Annotated in this window: 19 protein-coding genes; 6 read left to right on the forward strand and 13 right to left on the reverse strand. The window is 54.1% G+C overall.

The window, feature by feature from the left end; translation table 11 throughout:
* Positions 1–18: 18 nt before the first annotated feature.
* From AD948_RS09930 to AD948_RS09940, 3 genes are read left to right on the forward strand one after another with little or no spacing between them, the layout of a single operon-like run.
* Entirely contained in the window at positions 19–2,043 is a 2,025-nt protein-coding gene (locus AD948_RS09930) for a glycosyltransferase N-terminal domain-containing protein (protein ID WP_061471762.1), read from the forward strand.
* On the forward strand, positions 2,043–3,044 hold the full coding sequence (lpxK, locus tag AD948_RS09935; RefSeq protein WP_408736065.1) for a tetraacyldisaccharide 4'-kinase: 1,002 nt from the start codon (positions 2,043–2,045) through the stop codon (positions 3,042–3,044). The genes AD948_RS09930 and lpxK overlap by 1 nt, the downstream gene beginning before the upstream one ends.
* Complete coding sequence (locus AD948_RS09940; RefSeq protein ID WP_061471766.1) at positions 3,041–3,952, forward strand: lysophospholipid acyltransferase family protein; 912 nt, start codon at positions 3,041–3,043, stop codon at positions 3,950–3,952. The genes lpxK and AD948_RS09940 overlap by 4 nt, the downstream gene beginning before the upstream one ends.
* A gap of 76 nt (positions 3,953–4,028) precedes the next feature.
* Here AD948_RS09940 and AD948_RS09945 read toward each other — a convergent pair whose 3' ends face one another.
* Entirely contained in the window at positions 4,029–4,931 is a 903-nt protein-coding gene (locus tag AD948_RS09945; protein WP_061471767.1) for a glucosamine inositolphosphorylceramide transferase family protein, read from the reverse strand.
* Positions 4,932–5,076: 145 nt separating this feature from the next.
* Between AD948_RS09945 and AD948_RS09950 the strand changes: the two genes are divergently transcribed.
* Both AD948_RS09950 and AD948_RS09955 read left to right on the forward strand, forming a co-directional pair.
* Positions 5,077–5,874 carry an inositol monophosphatase family protein gene (locus AD948_RS09950; protein ID WP_006557911.1) on the forward strand — a complete coding sequence of 266 codons (798 nt, stop codon included), beginning with the start codon at positions 5,077–5,079 and terminating at the stop codon, positions 5,872–5,874.
* A 98-nt stretch (positions 5,875–5,972) separates the two neighbouring features.
* Positions 5,973–6,836, forward strand: coding sequence for a lipid-binding SYLF domain-containing protein (locus AD948_RS09955; protein ID WP_039903671.1), 864 nt, complete (start codon positions 5,973–5,975; stop codon positions 6,834–6,836).
* Between the two features lie 294 nt (positions 6,837–7,130).
* Here AD948_RS09955 and mltG read toward each other — a convergent pair whose 3' ends face one another.
* The 10 genes from mltG to AD948_RS10005 all read right to left on the reverse strand — a co-directional run bounded on the left by mltG (position 7,131) and on the right by AD948_RS10005 (position 16,459).
* Positions 7,131–8,129, reverse strand: coding sequence for an endolytic transglycosylase MltG (gene mltG / locus AD948_RS09960; protein WP_061471769.1), 999 nt, complete (start codon positions 8,127–8,129; stop codon positions 7,131–7,133).
* 44 nt (positions 8,130–8,173) lie between these two features.
* A complete protein-coding gene (gene fabF, locus AD948_RS09965) occupies positions 8,174–9,460 on the reverse strand; it encodes a beta-ketoacyl-ACP synthase II (RefSeq protein WP_039903668.1) in 1,287 nt (428 codons plus the stop codon).
* Between the two features lie 78 nt (positions 9,461–9,538).
* Positions 9,539–9,778, reverse strand: a complete 240-nt coding sequence (locus AD948_RS09970) for an acyl carrier protein (protein WP_006557907.1) — start codon at positions 9,776–9,778, stop codon at positions 9,539–9,541.
* A gap of 271 nt (positions 9,779–10,049) precedes the next feature.
* Positions 10,050–10,793, reverse strand: a complete 744-nt coding sequence (fabG, locus tag AD948_RS09975) for a 3-oxoacyl-[acyl-carrier-protein] reductase (RefSeq protein ID WP_061471770.1) — start codon at positions 10,791–10,793, stop codon at positions 10,050–10,052.
* 19 nt (positions 10,794–10,812) lie between these two features.
* Complete coding sequence (gene fabD / locus AD948_RS09980) at positions 10,813–11,757, reverse strand: ACP S-malonyltransferase (protein ID WP_061471771.1); 945 nt, start codon at positions 11,755–11,757, stop codon at positions 10,813–10,815.
* Between the two features lie 211 nt (positions 11,758–11,968).
* Positions 11,969–12,532 (reverse strand): YdcF family protein, encoded by a 564-nt coding sequence (locus AD948_RS09985; RefSeq protein WP_248845989.1) that lies wholly within the window; start codon positions 12,530–12,532, stop codon positions 11,969–11,971.
* On the reverse strand, positions 12,529–13,788 hold the full coding sequence (locus tag AD948_RS09990) for a class I SAM-dependent methyltransferase (RefSeq protein ID WP_061471773.1): 1,260 nt from the start codon (positions 13,786–13,788) through the stop codon (positions 12,529–12,531). Before AD948_RS09990 ends, AD948_RS09985 begins: the two co-directional genes overlap by 4 nt.
* 12 nt (positions 13,789–13,800) lie before the next feature.
* The gene (locus AD948_RS09995; protein ID WP_039903694.1) at positions 13,801–14,553 is read right to left on the reverse strand and encodes a glycine betaine ABC transporter substrate-binding protein; all 753 of its coding nucleotides are present in this window, start codon (positions 14,551–14,553) and stop codon (positions 13,801–13,803) included.
* 280 nt (positions 14,554–14,833) lie between these two features.
* Positions 14,834–15,190 (reverse strand): hypothetical protein, encoded by a 357-nt coding sequence (locus AD948_RS10000; RefSeq protein WP_006557899.1) that lies wholly within the window; start codon positions 15,188–15,190, stop codon positions 14,834–14,836.
* Between the two features lie 207 nt (positions 15,191–15,397).
* The gene (locus AD948_RS10005; RefSeq protein WP_006557898.1) at positions 15,398–16,459 is read right to left on the reverse strand and encodes a lipid A deacylase LpxR family protein; all 1,062 of its coding nucleotides are present in this window, start codon (positions 16,457–16,459) and stop codon (positions 15,398–15,400) included.
* A 369-nt stretch (positions 16,460–16,828) separates the two neighbouring features.
* On the opposite strand from AD948_RS10005, the gene AD948_RS18865 reads away from it, so the two are divergent.
* The gene (locus tag AD948_RS18865; RefSeq protein ID WP_081473529.1) at positions 16,829–17,536 is read left to right on the forward strand and encodes a cold-shock protein; all 708 of its coding nucleotides are present in this window, start codon (positions 16,829–16,831) and stop codon (positions 17,534–17,536) included.
* 96 nt (positions 17,537–17,632) lie between these two features.
* Here AD948_RS18865 and smpB read toward each other — a convergent pair whose 3' ends face one another.
* Together smpB and dapA are read right to left on the reverse strand one after the other, a co-directional pair.
* On the reverse strand, positions 17,633–18,130 hold the full coding sequence (gene smpB / locus AD948_RS10015) for an SsrA-binding protein SmpB (RefSeq protein ID WP_006557895.1): 498 nt from the start codon (positions 18,128–18,130) through the stop codon (positions 17,633–17,635).
* Positions 18,130–19,020 (reverse strand): 4-hydroxy-tetrahydrodipicolinate synthase, encoded by an 891-nt coding sequence (dapA, locus tag AD948_RS10020; RefSeq protein ID WP_061471775.1) that lies wholly within the window; start codon positions 19,018–19,020, stop codon positions 18,130–18,132. Before dapA ends, smpB begins: the two co-directional genes overlap by 1 nt.
* Between the last annotated feature and the right edge of the window lie 3 nt (positions 19,021–19,023).

Consider the following 19,023-nt stretch of genomic DNA (forward strand, 5'->3'; position numbering starts at 1 on the left):
CGCCGGAGGCAATCTGGCGTGACGGCATTTCGTTTTTCCTCCAGTTCTCTTCTGCGCAAGATCCTGATTTCTTCGGTCAGAGGCTATCTGGGGCTGACACTGCGCACCATGCGCTGGACGTTTACCGTGGACCCAGCGGCCCGTAGGCTGTTGACTGCGCAGGACGGGCATACGGCCATTGTGGCGTTCTGGCATGAAGCTCTGCCGTTAACACCTGCTCTCTGGTGGTGGGCGGAGCCGCAGAACCCTACGTTACGCTTACATGTGCTGATAAGCCGTAATAAGGATGGTCGGCTGATTGCCGATATTGTTGGCCCATGGCGCATATGGTCCATTGCGGGCTCATCTGACACGCGCGGCAAGAATAAAGGCGGAGCGGCTGCAATCCGGCGTATGCGTGCCAGATTACGCCATGGTGGTATTGTTGCCATAACGCCAGATGGTCCGCGTGGTCCGCGTCGACAGGCACAGCAAGGGGCGGCTGCGCTGGCGGCAATGGTAAAAATGCCTATCGTGCCTATAGGCGCAACATGTTCCGGCTTTCGCCTGAAATCCTGGGACAGAATGATTATTCCCGTGCCCTTCGGGAACGGTCGTTTTGTCTGCGGTGCTCCTCTTTTCCATCTTAATGCTGACGGAAGAGGTGCGGAGGAAGCCGGACAGATTTTATCAGATGCCATTACGGACGCGATGGACAAGGCTGAGGCCGCCATGCGTTGTAGAACCGTTACGCATCAGGCCCCGACAGAAGAATTTCGCCCCGAACCGCTCGATCTCATGCCATCGCGGCTGTGGGCTACGGTTGCTACAGTTCTTGCTCCGGCATTACCCTTTTTTCTGAGGTGGCGGCAGACGCGCGGCAAAGAAGTCGCAGCCCGTGTGCGGGAAAAAATGGGGTTTGCGTCTCGATCGCGGCCAACGGGGGCGCTGATCTGGTTTCATGCAGCCAGTGTCGGAGAAGTCGTGTCCATTCTGCCGTTGGTTGAAAACTGTTTATGCCAGAATACTCGGCTCACGGTGTTAGTCACAACGGGCACAGTGACAGCGGCCCGAATGGTTGAGCAACGAATGGCTGATGCGGCGCGTGTCATCCATCAGTTCGTTCCGTTGGATGTTCCGCGATGGGGCAAACGTTTTCTCGGTTACTGGCAACCGCAGGCCGCTATTTTCACAGAAAGCGAATTATGGCCCAATCTGATTGGACTGTGTCATGAGCGCAACCTGCCGGTGGCTTTGGTTAATGGCAGGTTGTCAGCTGCATCTTTCCGTAAATGGCAGAAAGTGCCACGGATTGCGAAACGGATGCTGGAACGTTTTGCATGGATTGCTCCTCGGGCTTTGGAAGATGCGCAGCGTTTTGAGAAACTGGGCGCTCGGACAGTACTGGCGAGCGGAGATTTGAAAACGGTTGCGAGCCCTCTTCCTGTGAAGAAAGAGGCATTGCAGGCGCTTAGAGCACAGTTAGCGGGGCGTCCTGTATTTCTGGCCGCGTCCACTCATGAGGGTGAAGAGCACGTTATCCGGAAAGCGCTTGAGACTCTGCAAAATGAAATACCAGATCTTTTGACGCTTATTGTGCCCAGGCATCCGGAGCGTGGTGCTGAGGTTGGCGCACTTTTTTCGGGTGTGCCTCGGCGTTCTTTGGGAATGGTGCCGCAGAAGGCGGACGCTGTCTGGATATGCGATACGTTAGGCGAACTTGGTCTTTTCTATCGTCTGGCGGACGTGGTGTTTATTGGAAACAGCCTTCCGGGCGTAAAAGGTGGTGGTGGCGGCCATAATCCGTTTGAACCGGCGCGCTTGAATTGCGCGCTGGCAACAGGCCCGTTGGTTCATAATTTTGAAGAGGCGTTCCAGAAGTTGGGGAATAGTGTGGCCGTGGTGAAAACGGCTACTGATCTTGCTCAATGGGTCAGACAGATGTTCGCAGATCCCGCACTGCGTGCGCATAACGCCGCAACGAGCAAGGAGCGTGTTTCCGCCGCCAATGAACATCTTGTGGACCGTTTGACCAGCCGCGCTCTGGACCTGCTGAAGTCATGATCCATCCGCCTAGTTTTTGGCAGAATCCCGAGGCAAAATGGTTGCCCTTCGTGCTTTCACCGATAGCTGCAGTAGTGTCTGCCTGGGCGGACAACAGGCAGGCGAAAAAGGGGTGGAAAGCCCCCATCCCTGTTTTATGCTGTGGGAATATAACAACCGGAGGTACCGGCAAGACAACAGTCGTGCTGGATCTGGTAAAACGGTTGCAGAACCGGAAAATAGCCGTTCACGCGCTGATCCGTGGGTATGGTGGCAAGGTCAAGGTGACCACAAGGGTAGATCCGGCCCTGCACACAATTAGCGATGTGGGAGATGAATCCCTGCTGCTGGCGACCCACTGTCCGACGTGGGTGGGCGGTGATCGTGTCGCATCCGCACGTGCTGCTATCAATGCAGGCGCGCAATGTCTGATTATGGATGATGGGTTTCAGAATCCCGGTTTGCACAAAGATGTGTCGCTGTTGAGCGTTGATGGCATTGTCGGCTTGGGGAATGGTCACGTTCTTCCCGCAGGCCCTTTGCGTGAACGGGCGCAAAGGGCATTAGCGCGTGCCTCTGCTGTTCTTCTCATCGGGCCGGATAGAACAGGCTTTCTGGCCCGCTATAAACGAGAACTTGCGGCGTGCGGGCCGGTTCTGCGTGCCGCCCTTCAGCCAGATAGGGCAGATATTGCAGCGTTAAAAGACACACCGTGCGTTGCCTTTGCCGGACTGGGGCGGCCGTCTAAATTCTTTGAGGGATTGAGTGAGGCCGGGGTCATGCTCTCCCAAAGCCTCGCCTTTCCTGATCATTATTTCTATAAGGCGCGGGATTTGGAGCGCCTGATTACTCTTGCCGAGCAAGACGGTGCGCAGTTGGTTACAACGCCCAAAGATGCGGTGCGTCTCCCGGCTTCTTTTCGGTCCCGTGTTCAGGTTGTGGGGGTGGGATTGAAATGGGATGATGAGATGGAACCAGAAAGGCTTCTTGATCGCCTTTTTTCTTCAGGAACAACCAGATGAGTAAAGGAGAGATAACGGCTCTCATGAGGGTGGAGGCCGCAGTTGCGCGCTGTCTGCTTGGTGCGTTCCTGAAAATGGGGCCAGTCAAAGCATCCAATTTTGCTGGTCGTGTTACTCGTTTTGTTGGGCCGTTGCTGCCTGTTTCCAAGGTGGCTGATCGCAATCTGCAAATTGCCATGCCAAGCCTGACACGTCCGCAGAGAAAGCTGATTGTCAAAGGTGTATGGGAGAATTTGGGGCGTACGGTTGGCGAGTTGCCTCACCTCTCGCGCTTGCAGGAAAACACCCCCTCTGGCCCGGGATTTGAAGTTCAGGGGGCCGAACATCTGTTGGAGCAAGCTCGTCGCGGAGGCTCTGTTCTGTTTGTTTCCGGTCATATTGGCAATTGGGAAATGCTCCCCCCCGGCGTTGCACGGCATGGTACGCCATTTGCGTCATTTTACAGGGCCGCCGGTAATCCCTTGATTGATGATATGATCCGTAAGCTGCGTGATGCGGCAATGGCGCCTACCCCCATGCCTCTTTTTGCCAAAGGGGCACGCGGCGCGCGGGAAGCGTTGGTGTATGTTGCCAAAGGTGGCCGCTTGGGGATGCTTGTCGATCAGAAAATGAATGACGGCGTAGAGGCGCGTTTTTTTGGTCAACCGGCCATGACCGCCCCTGCTCTAGCGGCTATGGCTCTGCGATATCGGTGTCCGGTTATTCCTGGATATGTAGAACGACTAGGACCAGCGCGGCTGCGAATTGTTGTGGAACCGCCCATGACCTTGCCTGATACTGGCGATAAGCAGCGGGATTTGGAAACCCTTGTGCAAATGGTGAATGATCGTCTGGAAAGCTGGATCAGGCGCAAACCCGAAAGCTGGTTGTGGCTGCACAGACGCTGGCCGAAAGCCTTGTATCGCTAGAAATTCGCCGCGCTAGCGCATGCGGATTTTCCTGAGGCTTTGCGTGCAAAGTGTTTCAGGCAGCATAGCCAGATCTTCAGGGGCTTGTGCGCGTGGCTGTTTTTTGGAGCCACCGTTTGACATCATGCACATGACGGAGCGGTGAATGGCTGATGTGTTTTGCATCAATCAATGTCACGTCTCCGGCGGCCGAAAGGGTATGCAGACCATCCGTCCATGGGCGAAAAGCCGGGGGAGCTACAAGTCTGGTGGTCACAGAGGTGGTGCAGGATGTGGGGCTTAGGCCAGAAATACGGACAATAGAGATCGCACCACCGTAGGTTTTTGTGCAGTCCTGCGTAGGAAGAAGTACGTCGTCCCCATCAATGATGGGGGTTCCGCCTGGTCTGCCGCTAGCCAGATTTTCACGGATGGGGTTGGCAGGATGCAAGCGCCAAGGGCCCGTAAGATGCTCGGAAAAAGCTGCACACAGCATGGATTTTTTTTCGCGAGCTGAGCCCGGAGGGCTGAAAAACATCCACCATAACCCTTTGAAGAAAATGGGCGATGCATCAATGGCTGCAACCGGAAAAGAGAAATGGCCAATTTTCTCCCACCTATCCGGAAAATGAGCGGCGCGGTAAAGGCTTAGTGTTCCGGAGCGGTGTGCTTCGGGAAGCATCCAGAATGCGCCGTCATGTTGGAAAACAACCGGATAGGAAAGATGCCACGGTTCCGACAGCACCCGTGCGCGGCGAACAAACCGAAAAGAGGCATCAAACTGAAGCATGTCTATTTTGCCGCATTTGGTCCGGTAATCATAAGCTTCGGCAAAAACATACAGGTTCTGTTCGTGCCATAGACCAAACGGGTCTGCCAGAAACCGCAGCCCATGATCATTTCCGATCCAGTGAGGAGAAAATCCTTCGAGTGTTCCCGCCTGAAGTATGGAGGCCATGGAGGCACGGATGATACCTGTCTGCCACTGGTCTGTTCTCATAAAGGGCAAAATCCAGCCTCCTTGCCGTGGGTTCAGGGCTTGTCTGTAAAGCGATCCTGCTTTTGTACGCACAGGTGTCGCTTCGCAAGGCACTTCCCGTTATGGTGCACGCCACCATACGTCTGTTTTTTGGAGTTGTGTTTCTATGTCCTCACCCAATCCGGCTATTGCCTGTCGTTTGGAAGCCGCTCGGGCCGTGGTACATGATGCGGCCTGTCTGGCCATGTCCATGCGTCCGCCGCCAGGTGGCCCGGCAGGTAAGCAGAAAGCCGCTCAGGATTGGTTGACAGAGACAGACGGTGCGGTTGAAGCGTTTATTGCCGAGCGTATGAAAGCCCTTTTCCCAGACGACGGCTTTCAGGGTGAAGAAGGCGGCGTGGCCCGTGCAGGCCAGTTGCGCTGGGTGGTGGACCCGATTGACGGAACCTCCAATTATGCCCGCGGGAGAAGTCGCTGGTGCGTGTCTCTGGGGCTTCTGGATGGAGATGATCCCATAGCGGGCGTGATTGAAGCCCCGGCGCTGGGAGAAGTCTATACCGCCTTACGCGGCCATGGTGCTTTTCTGAATGGCAAACGTATTCAGGCGTCTCCTGTTACAGACCCGGCAAGCGCCATGATTGAAATGGGATGGAGCAATAGGGTTCCAAAGCCCGTGTTCATGGAAAAGATTGACGCCATCATGGATCTGGGAGCCATGCCGCGCTCTGGTGGTTCCGGGGCCCTTGCCTTGGCGGATGTCGCCTGCGGACGGCTGGACGGTTATATAGAAATTGTTATCAATCTGTGGGATGTGGCGGCTGCACTCCCCCTGCTGGCTGAAGCGGGGGCGAGAGTGTCGCCTTTCCTGCGCACGGGCGGTTTGACGGGCCCTGCAACCATTCTTGCCGCCAACCCCCATATTGCCGACGCTCTTTCAAAAGCTGTCTCGATTCCGTTGGAGTAGAAAACAGAGGAAAGGTTTATCCTTCAGGCCATTCTGCCGCCATAAAATCCTGCTTTTGTCGTGGCCCATGATTGCGGCCCATAATGGAGACCACCCGCATGCGGTCTGTTTATCGTTTTACTTCTTTTTCTCTGGCTCTAGGTATGGTGACAGCTCTGGCGAGCGCTCCTGTCAATGCCAATGCCGCTGAAACTGTTCAGACGCTGGTCGATAAGGCAGCTCTTACGGTTCAGGATATTTTTGTGGGAGCCACGCCTCAAAGCGCCGTAGCGGTCAATCTTGCCAAGGCCCGTGCGGTCATGGTCTGTCCTTCTATTTTCCGGATGTCCATCGCCTTTGGCGGCGCGGGAGGTGGGTGCCTTCTTCTGGCAAGGGACGCTCGTGGGTCATGGTCTGATCCTGCATTTTATACGCTCAGCACGGCATCCTTCGGGCTGCAGTTGGGCGTGCAGAACTCTCAGGCCATGTTTTTTGTCATGACAGACCGTGGCCTGCAGGCCCTGCTGGATAGCCAGTTCCAGTTTGGCGCAAACGCAGGGGTCTCTTTTGCAACACTCAGCAGCAATGTAGAGCGCGGGAATGCTGGCGCTCGGAATACGGATATTCTGGTGGCGCAGAAATCTCAGGGTGTGTTTGCTGGGGCTGCGTTGGGTGGTACCAAACTGACAGTGAATAGTGATTCCAACCGCAAATATTATGGCCAGAGCGTTGGGCCAGAAGACATTGTGGTTTCCATGCGCGTCAACAACGCTGGTGCGGACCCGCTGCGCAGCGTGTTAACCCGATACGGTAAACTGTCATCTGCCACGCCAGCCTCCACAAGCGGTAAAACAACGCAATCAACCCCAGCGTTTCAGCCGACCAATGACGCGGATACTGTGCCGAACTATAATTCTGGCACACCGTCCAGTTCTGGTGCAGTGCAGCACGAAACTCTTGCGCCGCTCAAAACCGGAAAATAGTGCGACGCGCGCAATCTTAATATCAGGACTAGAAAGGGCGGGAGAACCGAAGTCATTCCCGTTCCTTCCTGCGCGTTCAGACTCAGAAGTCGTTTGAAAGTAAACGGGAAGCTGTTTGCGTCAGAGTATGACGGGCCTGAGTTACCAGATGGTTCTGCACATATGATGAAATCCCCCGTTCCAATGTCGAAAATTTTTCGTCATTCTTCAGAGGCTGACATCTCGCTCTGGTCTTTTATCGTTGGGAAGCGATGAGAAAAAGGGCACGCGTTGTCTCTTATTCGGGAGCTTTTTTCAGAGAGGCGCGGGCCCAGAAATAGGCGGTTGTTCTTTCTTCTGTCGAAAGAGAGATACGTTCCTGTTGTGGTCTGCAAGCGTAGCGGCAAAATTGTGCCCCCCTTCCCCATTGGCGACAAAGTAAAGCATCTCTCCTGTTGCAGGATGAGCAACGGCCTGGAGCGATGAAAGCCCGGGCGAACAGATGGGGCCCGGCGGAAGACCCGTGACCGCATAGGTATTATAAGGGCTGGATATTTGCAGATCCGTGTGGGTCAGAGGTCGCCCCAAAGGCGGGCTGCCATTGGTCAGGGCATAAATAACGGTTGGGTCTGTCTGTAACCGCATGCCTTTTTCAAGACGGTTAAGAAAGACTCTGGCAACCATCGGGCGTTCTGACGTAAGCGCTGTTTCTTTTTCTACCAGAGAAGCCAGTGTCACAAAGGCGCGCTGATCTGCAATTAAGCCAGTGTCTTGCCGGCCGGTCCACAGTTTAGAGACTGTGGCTACCATGGCGGCATGTGCCCGATCCATGAGGGCGCTTCTGCTACTGTTGCGTAGATAGCTGTAAGTTTCTGGCAGAATACTGCCTTCCTGTGGCAGAGGAGTGTCCCCGATCAAGAAAGGGGCGGCTTGAACGAGCGCCTGAATCTGATGCGCAGTCAGGCCTTCCGGAATGGTAATCTTGTGAAGAACTGGCTTGCCATGACGCAAAATCCAGAATGCATGTTCCATTGATGTAAACGCAGGGAAATGCAGTTCTGCGGCGTGAAGTTGTCCATCATGCCGGGTTAGCAAAATTGCGCTCAGAGCTAAGCGCTCAGTCCACCATCCCTGTTTGAGAACGCCAGCATATTGCAGGGTGTGAATGGTGCTCTGATAATCGCCATGTGGAATAACCACATCCGTATCTTGAGCAAGCGGACCAGAACCGTGATAGTCCTGCCACGCTTTTAATCCTGTTCCTCCCACTCCAAAAAAGAGCAGAAGAAACAGGAGAAAGAAGAATTTACGCATGGCGTCTTATTTATTCCTTCTTGCAAAGGAATAACAGAGCGAAGTCAGACGCCGCGTACAACCAGACTGGCGTTGGTGCCACCAAACCCGAAGCTGTTTGAAAGAGCGACATTCACCTGACGCTGCTGCGCAGTGTGTGCCACACGATCAATCACGCTTTCTCTGGATGGGTTATCCAGATTCAGTGTGGGAGGAACCACATTGTCCCTAATAGCCAGCATACAGAACATGGCTTCCACCGCACCGGCTGCGCCAAGCAGATGCCCGGTTGCAGATTTGGTGGAAGACATGGCCAGTTTACGGGCATCATCACCGAACAGACGTTCAACGGCTTCAAGCTCAAGGTCATCCGCCATGGTGGATGTGCCGTGAGCATTTACGTAGCCAATATCTGCTGGCGTAACGCCTGCGCTTTTCAGGGCAGAACGCATCGCGCGGAAGGCGCCATAGTGGCCTTCAGCCGGAGCAGTAATGTGGTACGCATCGCCTGACATGCCGTAACCGACGATTTCGGCATAAATCTTGGCGCCACGAGCTTTTGCGTGCTCGTATTCTTCCAGCACCACAACACCAGCCCCTTCCCCCATAACAAAGCCATCACGGTCTTTGTCCCAAGGGCGGGAGGCTTTTTCCGGTGTTTCATTGAAGCCGGTAGAAAGGGCTCTGGCTGAGCAGAAACCTGCAATTCCCAGTGGGCAGACCGTTGCCTCGGCTCCACCTGCAACCATCACGTCAGCATCACCAAACATGATGATACGGGCTGCATCCCCAATGGCATGCACACCGGTTGCACAGGCTGTCACCACAGAGTGGTTTGGCCCCTGAAATCCGTATTTGATGGACACATGCCCAGATACCAGATTGATCAGGGCAGACGGGATAAAGAAGGGTGAAAGACGCTTGGCGCGGCCTTCATGCACCGTGATCGAGGCGTCGTAGATGGTCTGAAGACCGCCGATTCCCGATCCGATCATGACGCCGGTGGCGCATTTCTCTTCTTCAGTCTGCGGTTTCCAACCGGAATCTTCCACAGCTTCCGTCGCAGCAACCAGCCCCATGTGAATGAAGCGGTCCATCTTGCGCTGATCTTTGACAGGTATCCATTCAGAAAGCGTAAGCTTTCCTTCAGCGGTCGGTCCTTCCGGAACCTGTCCCGCTACCTGTGCAGGAAGATCGCTAGGGTCAAAATGCGTGATCCTGCCAATCCCGCTTTCGCCTGCAATCAGACGTGACCATACGTTTTCGACACCGAGGCCAAGCGGCCCCACCATGCCCATACCGGTGACGACAACGCGTCTCCGGCCCGAATTTGCTCCGGCCGACTGCAACAAACCAGCCCGCTCCCCGCTTGAATCTGTTTGGTCCCTCACGGAAAGAGGGACCTTATATTGCTTGGCAAAAAGGCCTGATCAGGCCGCTTTCTGCTTTTCGATGTAGTCAATCGCGTCTTTGACAGTGGCGATCTTTTCAGCAGCGTCTTCCGGAATCTCAACGTTGAAAGCTTCTTCAAAAGCCATCACGAGTTCAACGGTATCAAGGCTGTCTGCTCCCAGATCGTCGATGAACGACGCTTCCGGCGTGACCTTGCTTTCCTCGACGCCGAGATGCTCGACCACAATTTTCTTAACCTTATCAGCGATTTCGCTCATCTGTCTCTGCTTCCTATATGCCCATGAGAAAAAGGGGCAAGTTGTCTAGGCGCTTAATTTGCCAGCTTCCCTGTTGTGCATCCGGATGAAGCGAAGGGCTTCAGTCCTGCAAACAAGGCTGCGGGCGCATAGCACGTTTCTTTGGTTCAAGCCAAGATGAACCGTATGAAGGCTCTTCCAGATGGACTGGCCAGCACCAATTACGGAAACTGTCTGCCACATCTGAAAGCGTTTTGCACGACCTGTTATGCGTTATACATGCAGGCTGCCTTCAGATCATAGCCATGCCACCATTAACATGCAGGGTCGCTCCTGTAACCCATCCGGCTTCATCCGAGCACAAATAAAGTACAGCTGCGGCAATGTCTTCTGGTTTTCCAAGGCGGCCCAACGGAATCTGGCTTTGCAGCTTTTCCTTCTGGGCGTCCGGCAGAACGTCTGTCATTGGGGTTACAATGAAGCCCGGAGCGACCACGTTTACCGTAACGCCGCGGGAGCCAACTTCCTGCGCAAGGGATTTGCTCATGCCCACCATGCCAGCTTTTGCGGCTGAATAGTTGGCCTGCCCAGCATTGCCTGTTGCTCCGACCACTGAGGCAATGTTCACAATTCGTCCGGCACGCCGACGCAGCATGCCTTTCAGAACAGACCGGCACAGCCTGAAAGGGGAAGACAAATCGACATTCAGGACCTGATCCCAGTCTTCATCTTTCATGCGCAGAGCCAGCGTATCTCGCGTAAGTCCTGCGTTGTTGACAAGAATATCAATGGGTTTGCCTGCTTGGTCTTCCGCTTTGCTGACCAATGCATCCGCTTCTGCGGGGTTCGAGAGATTGGCAGTGACGTAGAAAACGCGCTCGTTTCCCAGTTTTTCCGCCTGCGCTTTTAGGGCTTCTTCCCGCGTGCCAGAAAGCACGACTGTTGCGCCCTGGGCGTGCAGGGTCGCGGCAATGGCGCCCCCGATGCCGCCAGAGGCTCCCGTTATCAGTGCAACCTTGCCATCAAGCTTGAACATAAAACTCTATCCGATTGTTTTAAAAAGATTTTAAGAGCGATTCGATATCGGCAGGTGTGCCGACGGAAAGCGCGCTGACTTCTGGATCAATGCGACGGATCAGGCCGGAAAGAACTTTTCCTGCACCAATTTCCACAAACGTATCAATTCCCGACCCGCTCATGGCTTCCACGCTTTCGCGCCACCGGACCCGGCCTGTTACCTGTTTGGTCAGGTTGGTCCGAATCGTATCGGCATCGGTTTCCCGTTCGGCCGTCACGTTGGCAATTACCGGCACGATTGGGCTGGCAATATCAGCCTTTGCAAGGGCTTCCGCCATAACGTCTTCTGCAGGGCGCATCAGAGAGGAATGGAACGGAGCCGATACAGGCAGCTTTAGGGCCCTTTTGATCTTCATTTCCTTGGCAAGGACTACGGCCTTATCAATGGCATCCATGGCACCGGAAATCACGATCTGGCCGCCGCCATTATCATTGGCAATTTCCAGAACACTTCCTTTTCCTGCTTCCGTGCAGATTTCCTGCACCTGAGCCAAGGTGCCGCCAATAATGGCCGCCATGCCGCCCTGCCCTGCGGGCACCGCTTTCTGCATGGCTTGCCCGCGAAGCCGAAGAAGGCGAGCTGCTTCTGAGATACTGAACGCACGCCCTGCAGCCAAAGCGGCATATTCTCCCAGAGAATGACCTGCCAGAAGAGAAACCTTTGCGGCGAGATCCAGACCACCTTCGGTTTCCAGAACCCGCATAACCGCCATGGAGACTGCCATCAGCGCAGGTTGCGTGTTCTCCGTGCTGGTCAGAGCTTCCATTGGGCCTTCAAAAATTGTCTTGGAAAGGCGTTCTCCCAGAGCCTCATCCACTTCTTCGAACACAGCCCGGGCAGCGGGGAAAGCTTGGGCCAGTTCAGCCCCCATACCGACGGACTGACTGCCCTGTCCCGGAAAAACAAAAGCGTAAACGGCCATTTTACCTACTGTTTCTAAAGGTTTTCCAGGCTGGATGAGCCTGAGAAACATGAGAGACGTTCAAGTGAGGATAGGGCTGAAAATTCAAAAGCATTCAGCTTGACGCTTTTTGCAAGACACTGATCAGGCTGGAGCGAGTTCATCGCCACTCCGTGTCCTGCATTTCTAACAAAACCCTCACGGATGTGCGGGGAAGATACGCTGCCGCTTTCTAGCGCACAATACGCCATCCCAGAACGAGCAATGCATCCCACCCAGTGGCAAGCACTTCATGCGCAATGATCAGGGTTTTATGAAACAGGTTTGTTTGGGGCAGATTTTTGTAAGGAAACGGGATCTGCTGCACACGCCAGCCAGCCAGTCGCATCAAAAGCATGCAGCGTGGCATATGATATGGGCTTGTGGCTAGAGCGACAGATTGCTCGCCAATGCCTTGTTTTTGTAAGATTTTAGTGCAGGCCACAACGGAATCAAAAGTATCTGTTGCCGTTTGCTCGGCTATTATGTGTTCCGCAGATACGCCTCCTTTAAGAAGGAGACCCGTCATGACATCTGCTTCGGTTACGCCGTTTTGAGGCACATTGCCTGTAGGAATGTAGAGAGCATTTTTATACTGCTTTCCAAATGCTAAAGCTGCCCTCACCCGGTCCTGCAACGCGGGGGTGGGAACCCCATCATTTTTCAAAGCGGCACCAAAAATAATGATTGGACGCCGCTCTGCGTTCGCTGTGCGAATGGTATTCTGTGTCGTGTTTAAGCCAGTATGCTGTTTCACAAGGGAGATTGAAGCAGCACCCTGTTCAGGCTTTCAAGCGTTAAAAACGTTTCCTTCCAGATTTTTCGGAATTTATCTTCTGGTACGCCGCGTGTGCTCAGAATGGCGGCGAGATCCCCCACTGTCTGTTTTCCATCAATCAAGGGCAGAAGGCCTCTTGCCTGTGGTGGAAGTGGTATGGGCACAACGAGCGTACCAAAGGTAAATGGCAACGTATGATCCGCACGCATCTGCTTTGCCAGTTCTACGCCTGGAATTTCCCGCATGACAGGAACAGCGTGGAAATCATTGAAGTCAGGAGGGGGCGTTCGTGCGCCCTGCCGAACGACATAAGCGACATGCGTGGCCATGTTGCCCGTCAGTGCCTCTGCAACAATCGCTTTTTCTCGCCAGTCTAACGCGCCGATACGGTTTCTTAGTCTGGGGTCCGGCAAAAAGAGTGTGGGGTCATACCGTGCTGGTTCCATAAGGCAGGATGGCTCAAGCCCCGCTCCGTTCAAGAGATCAAGGAAAGCCCCGATGGTGTATGAGCGGTCTCTCGGGTTGAGCAGAAGATCATAGAGGCCAGCATCGCCGCCACTCAGATGATCGCCAAAATTGCCGTTCTGGCGCAGCCACGCAGTAGCAGGCAGAGAGCGCATAACCCGCTTGGCTGTATCCAGTCGGGCTGCTGGAGCCTCGGTATGGGGGGCCAGTTGCTCAAGAGCCTCCTGCACCATGTAGACGCCAGTTCGGCCATAAGGGGCATAGACCATAAGGCCCATCCCTCCATGTGGAGCGAGTAGCTGCTCAAGGTTTTTCAGGGTGGCTGCCGGGTGTGGGAGATGGTGCAGGACGCCGCAGCAATCTATGTAATCAAACAGGCCCAGCTTTAGGCTATCAAGATCGCTCAGAGAGCCCTGAATAAAACGGATATTTTCAAGCTTACGCGTGGTTGCACGGGCTTGAGCGATAGATAGAGCCCGTTGGGAACGATCGAGGCAGACCACTTCTCCAGGACGATCTGAACGCGCCATCTGCGTTGCCAGCATGATGGCTCCATCACCCGTTCCACATCCGGCTACCAACGCGCGAAGCGGTTTGCTGCGAGATCTACGGGCACCAAACACCCAATAATCTATTTCTCGCAGATGGCTGGGGCTTCCAATAAGAAGTCGCTTTGTCTCATCCTGTGGGTTACGTTCCGGATAGGGATAGGCTTCGTACTGAGCCGCTAGTTCCGTATCGCGTGTATCTGTTTCAACGGGCATGGTCATAGACAGCCTCCTTTAGCGCGGAAGCAGTTTGCCCCGTTGCCAGGATTCCGCAGCTTCGTCAGCTGTCAGGCCTTCCGTGCGCATGGCGTAATCCATGGCGCTGATCACTTTGGCGCTCAGCATCAGTTCGTCCAGTTCGTCCAGGAGGTCTCGGTCAAGTTCTTCTGCCAGGCCTGGGCGCAGAAGCATGCGCGCATCCATTTCTTTTCCCATTCCATTTTTAGGGTCAGTCAGGATGCGGAAGCCACCTTGGTGGAAGAGAAAACAGGGCTGCATCAACGGCATAAGGATGCGTTCCTGAGTTCCCAGCTTATGGGAAAGCGAGGCCAATGCTTGCTCATCTTCCATAATTTCTGGCGCAAAACCCGCTTCCGCCAGAGCGTAGGCGCTGATCATATGCTCAACCTGCTGCTGCAAAGAGGCTGGCGTAATAATGGTTCGGGATAGGTCGTCCGGCGTAGTCTGAGCAACATGCTCAAGGGAGGTGATGGCTGTTTCTTCCTGCGAAATGCAGCAGCATGCCCCCGGATTGAACAGATGCCCTAACGGCGTTACGCCCGAGGTCAGAAGATCAGAATCCAGATCAGGCAGCCAAGCGGAGATGTAAAGATCCACCTCCCCATTGCTGAGCATCTGACCAAGTGCTGCTTTAGGCCCGACCACAATTTCTGGTTCAACGTCGTTCGCTTCGAGAACCCGGATGATTGCCGCCGCTGTCGCCTCATGGACTGTGCTATCAGGATGGGCGAGAGTAATGGTCGTCATATCATCTTCCTTCAGGTCGAGCACGCATGTCTTTCTCCTGCTCCTTGCAGCAGGAGAGACGCTAATGCGCAATCCCTGAAATGAAGTATCTGCCCCGTAAAGTGAGATAAGAGCAGAAAATGCACATTACACAGCGTGGCTGAAAAGCCCGGAACGCCGATAATATAATATATGTGCAATAGGCCCGTGAAACTCATTGGAGTAAATACACGGGCATTCTCTTCTGGCAGCTACCGTAAAGGAAGTGCAGTGAGCGTGTTTTGTAACAAATGCGCTGCTATCAGGCCGCTACAATTTTTTCCGGACGGGGAAGAACCGGGCGCACCATGTTGAGAGCGTCTGCAAAAGAACTGAATTGCCCGAGTTGATGCTCGCGAATGGCATCGACAACAATCCATCGGTTTCCCCGGGAAAAAACCTTGTACGCTGGATCTGGTGTTTCTCGAACCCAGATAACCACATATTCAGATGAAAGGCCGGGCTGGCGCTGGGATGCGGAAAATACATCTGCATCACAAACGCCCATAGGGAGTCCGGCTTCAACCCAGCGGGAGAGATACTCCCGGTGCCGTGACAAAATTTCCATCTGAAACGGAATGATTTTACAGACGGACGGTGTTTCGTTCATGTGCAGCATCAGACTTTTCCATTCCCATCAAACACCAGAGGGCTTCTGGTATTGACTGTAAAATGGTCCTTTCTGTCACGCCAACATAAAACGAAGGGCAACGCCTCAGAATGAGGCAGAAAGTTCCTAAAGTTGCGCAAAAACCACAAAAACTAGTCAGATGCGAAAAATATCATCCTATTTTTTGGGCGATTGCTTACTTTTTAGGCTTATCTTTTAGAACTTAGCAGACACCATCAGAGAGCCGTAGTTAAAGAGGCCTGATTTTGCGCCATCAAACTGCTGAGTCTGCCAGACCTGACTGTAAGAAACACGCAGCCCATAAAACATGATGGCAAGCCCGGCGTGAATTTCTCCGACGTCCCATTTTTTGTTCACGTGCAGGGAATTGCTGCGCATTGTATTGCCTTGGAGAGTGGCATCGTAGCCGACAGCTTCCCCGGTTACGCCGCCGAAGAAATACCAGGCAAAGGGGCGTGTCGCTTTGTAGGCATCTGTTCCGTCCGTGCCTGACCCACCAATGGTCGGAATGCCAAAGTCACTATTAAGGCCCTGCCCTATCCGGATCATGTCGCCAATGCGACCATAAATTTGATAGTCACCAATAGCGGCGTCGGCAGATGGTAGCATGTCCATTTCAATGCCGACGACCTTGACGAGCGGTAAGCGCCACGTCCGTCCGCCTTGCACCTGAAAAATAGGTTGGTTTTGGAGCTGATGACTCCAGCCCTGGTTTTTTGTGTCGCCAATGGCACCATGAAAGCCATTCTGAAGCTGCCGACCCAACCCTGCGGGTCCCATCACCCCGACCTGAATGCCGAATACGCTGCGGGACGTATCCGTATCACTAATAAGGTTAATGGTGCCCAAAAGAACACTGGCATAAGGCCGGTCACGCAGAAGGCTGGTTTGTGCTTGCCCAGGTGCCCACGGGCTGGGCGACTGCGTATCGCGCGGCGTGAAGATCATTTGTTGCAGGCCCATGCTGATGCGCTGCACACCTTCCCCCCAGATAGCTTTGCTGATGGCGGCTATAGGGGTTGGGAGTGTGTCCGTACCGGACGTCCAGTTTAACCGGAGACCACTAGTATAGTACTGGTCAGATGTGGATTTCAGGGTGGAAACAGCATCATTTTCCCCTTGAAGGGTCCATGTGCCCTGCTTGTCCTGTAGAGGAGTCGCTTCTGCTGTTGATAGGGAGCCGAGAGCGCCGCCTGCCAAAAGAAGTGTTGTGGCAGCTATATGCCGGACGCGGGGCAGTTTTACGACAGCAGACATATTTTTCCTCTCACTCTGCAGGCGCAGATGTAATCTTTATTTTCTTTAATTGATAGCGTCCCAACAAGAAACCCTGATTTCCCCGCGCATGGCACACATGAAGGGTGTCTGCGGAGCAGGCGTATTCATGCGGGTATCACAAAATTGTTATAGGTACGAAAAGGGATGAAACGCGCGCTCGTTTCATGCTTTCCTATAGCTACGCTACAGACGGTATGCTAGAAAAATACCGGGTGTGGTTGCAGTGCTTATGGAATGGGACAGGGTTTTGCTCGTTTGCGGGCATTGCGTCAACCAGTTCAGGCAATCTGCCCATTTTTCAATATCTGGAGAAGGCTTGGCTTTCTCCATGCTCCAGGATCAAGACCGTTGAGAAGTAACAGGACCGACCGCAGCTCTCGCTCTCCGCGCCGCGGCGGATTTGACGACGATTTTATGTCAACGCCTTCTTATGGCGAACGCCCCTCTTTTGGTGCAGACCGTGGTGGCTTCGCTCCGCGTAGACCCGCTGGTGGCGGTGCTGGTGGCCCGCAGGTTATCGCTTCCGGTCCGGAAATCGGAGCGACTGTCAAATGGTTCAACAGTGAAAAAGGCTACGGCTTTGTTGAACTGGCTGATGGTTCAGGCGATGTGTTCCTGCATGCCAACGCTCTTTCCCAGATTGGTCACGAAGGCGTAAGCCCGGGTGCAACGCTGGTTGTGCGTATTGGCCAGGGCCCTAAAGGTCGTCAGGTCGCGGAAGTGATCTCTGTTGACGAAAGCACGGCTCAGCCGGAACGTCCGCGTTCAGCAGGCGGTGGCTTTGGTGGTGCACCTCGTAGCGGCGGTTTCGCTCGCGCTCCGCGCCCTGCTCCTGATATGTCTTTCGCAGAAGAAATTCGCGGGACTGTCAAATGGTACAATGCAACCAAGGGTTTTGGTTTCATCACGCCTGATGGTGGTGGCAAGGACATTTTTGTTCACGCTTCTGCTCTTGAGCGCTCCGGTCTTTCCAGCCTCAACGAAGGTCAGACGGCAAACGTGAAAGTGGTTCAGGGTCAGAAAGGCCCAGAAGCCGCTCAGATCGACCCGGCCTGATATTTTCTGTTTTGGCAGAAAACGAGAAACCCCGCTTTTAGCGGGGTTTTTTTTGTATGAAAGTGGTGAGGAAAAATCGAAAAGGCAAAAGCGCGCTTAGTAGTCCCCTCGCCCTTTGTTGCGCATTAGGCGTGCTTTATCACGTTGCCAGTCTCGCTCTGCAATGGCGTGGCGTTTATCGACATTCTTTTTCCCTTCCCCAAGGCCGAGCGTTACTTTGGCAACACCGCGGTTGTTGAAATGGATGTCGAGTGGCACCAGAGTAGCCCCTTCCCGTGCAATCGCCCCAAGATATTTTTCGATCTGTTTCCGATGCATGAGGAGCTTGCGGGGGGCGCGTGTGTCAAATCGAGAAAGAACGCCCCCCTGATATTCAGGAATATAACTGTTGAAGAGCCAGAGCTCGCCGTTACGTTCGCCTGCATAGGCTTCGGTAATCATGGCGCGGCCAAGGCGCAGGCTTTTGACTTCCGCCCCTTTAAGAACAAGTCCTGCTTCAACGGTTTCCTTGATGGCGTAATTGAAGCGTCCCTTGCGATTCTGGGCAGCAATACCATGGGATATCATGGTATTTTTGCGCGGTTTTTGAGCCATCAGTCGAGCAGCCCAACATCAACAAGCGCAGAGCGGACAAGCCGACGCGATGCTTCCGTCAAGGGGGCGAGTGGCAAGCGTGTGGTTTCTCCTGCCAGACCAAGCAGGCTGGCGGCATATTTTACCGGGCCAGGATTGCTTTCGCAGAAGAGAGCGTCATGCAGGGGAAGCAGTTTGTCCTGGCCCGCAATCGCATCAGCCGCGCGCCCTTCCTGCCAAGCCTTCTGTACAGCAGCACATAGAGATGGGGCAACATTAGAGGTTACGCTGATGCAGCCATCTCCTCCTGCTCCCAGAAATGCAACTGCTGTGCCGTCTTCTCCGGAAAGCTGGTTGAACCGTTTGGTAATGGCGCGGCGCACTTGCAGGGGGCGAAGCAGATTTGCAGTTGCGTCTTTCACACCAATGATATTGGCATGTTTGGCGAGCCGAGCCATTGTTTCAACGTTGATGTCCACAACGGAGCGACCCGGAATATTATACAGCACCACAGGAATGGAAATGGCATCTGCAATGGCCATGAAATGGCGATAAAGCCCTTCCTGCGTGGGTTTGTTGTAATAGGGCGTTACGACGAGAGCGGCTGAGGCCCCGGCCTGTTCTGCATGTTTTGCCAGATCAATTGCTTCAGATGTGCTGTTCGACCCTGCCCCTGCAATGACGGGTACACGACCGCCGGAAACCTTGATTGTCCGCTCAACCACAGCATGGTGTTCGGAGTGGGAGAGAGTCGGGCTTTCGCCTGTTGTGCCCATCGCGCAAAGCGCGGACGTACCTTCCTCTATCTGCCAGTTCACCAGATTTTCGAAAGATGTGAAATCCAGACTGCCATCGCGGTTCATAGGGGTAATCAGGGCGGTGATGGAGCCGGTAAACAATGTATCTGACATGGG

The sequence above is a fragment of the Acetobacter senegalensis genome (genome assembly GCF_001580995.1).
Lineage (GTDB): Bacteria > Pseudomonadota > Alphaproteobacteria > Acetobacterales > Acetobacteraceae > Acetobacter > Acetobacter senegalensis.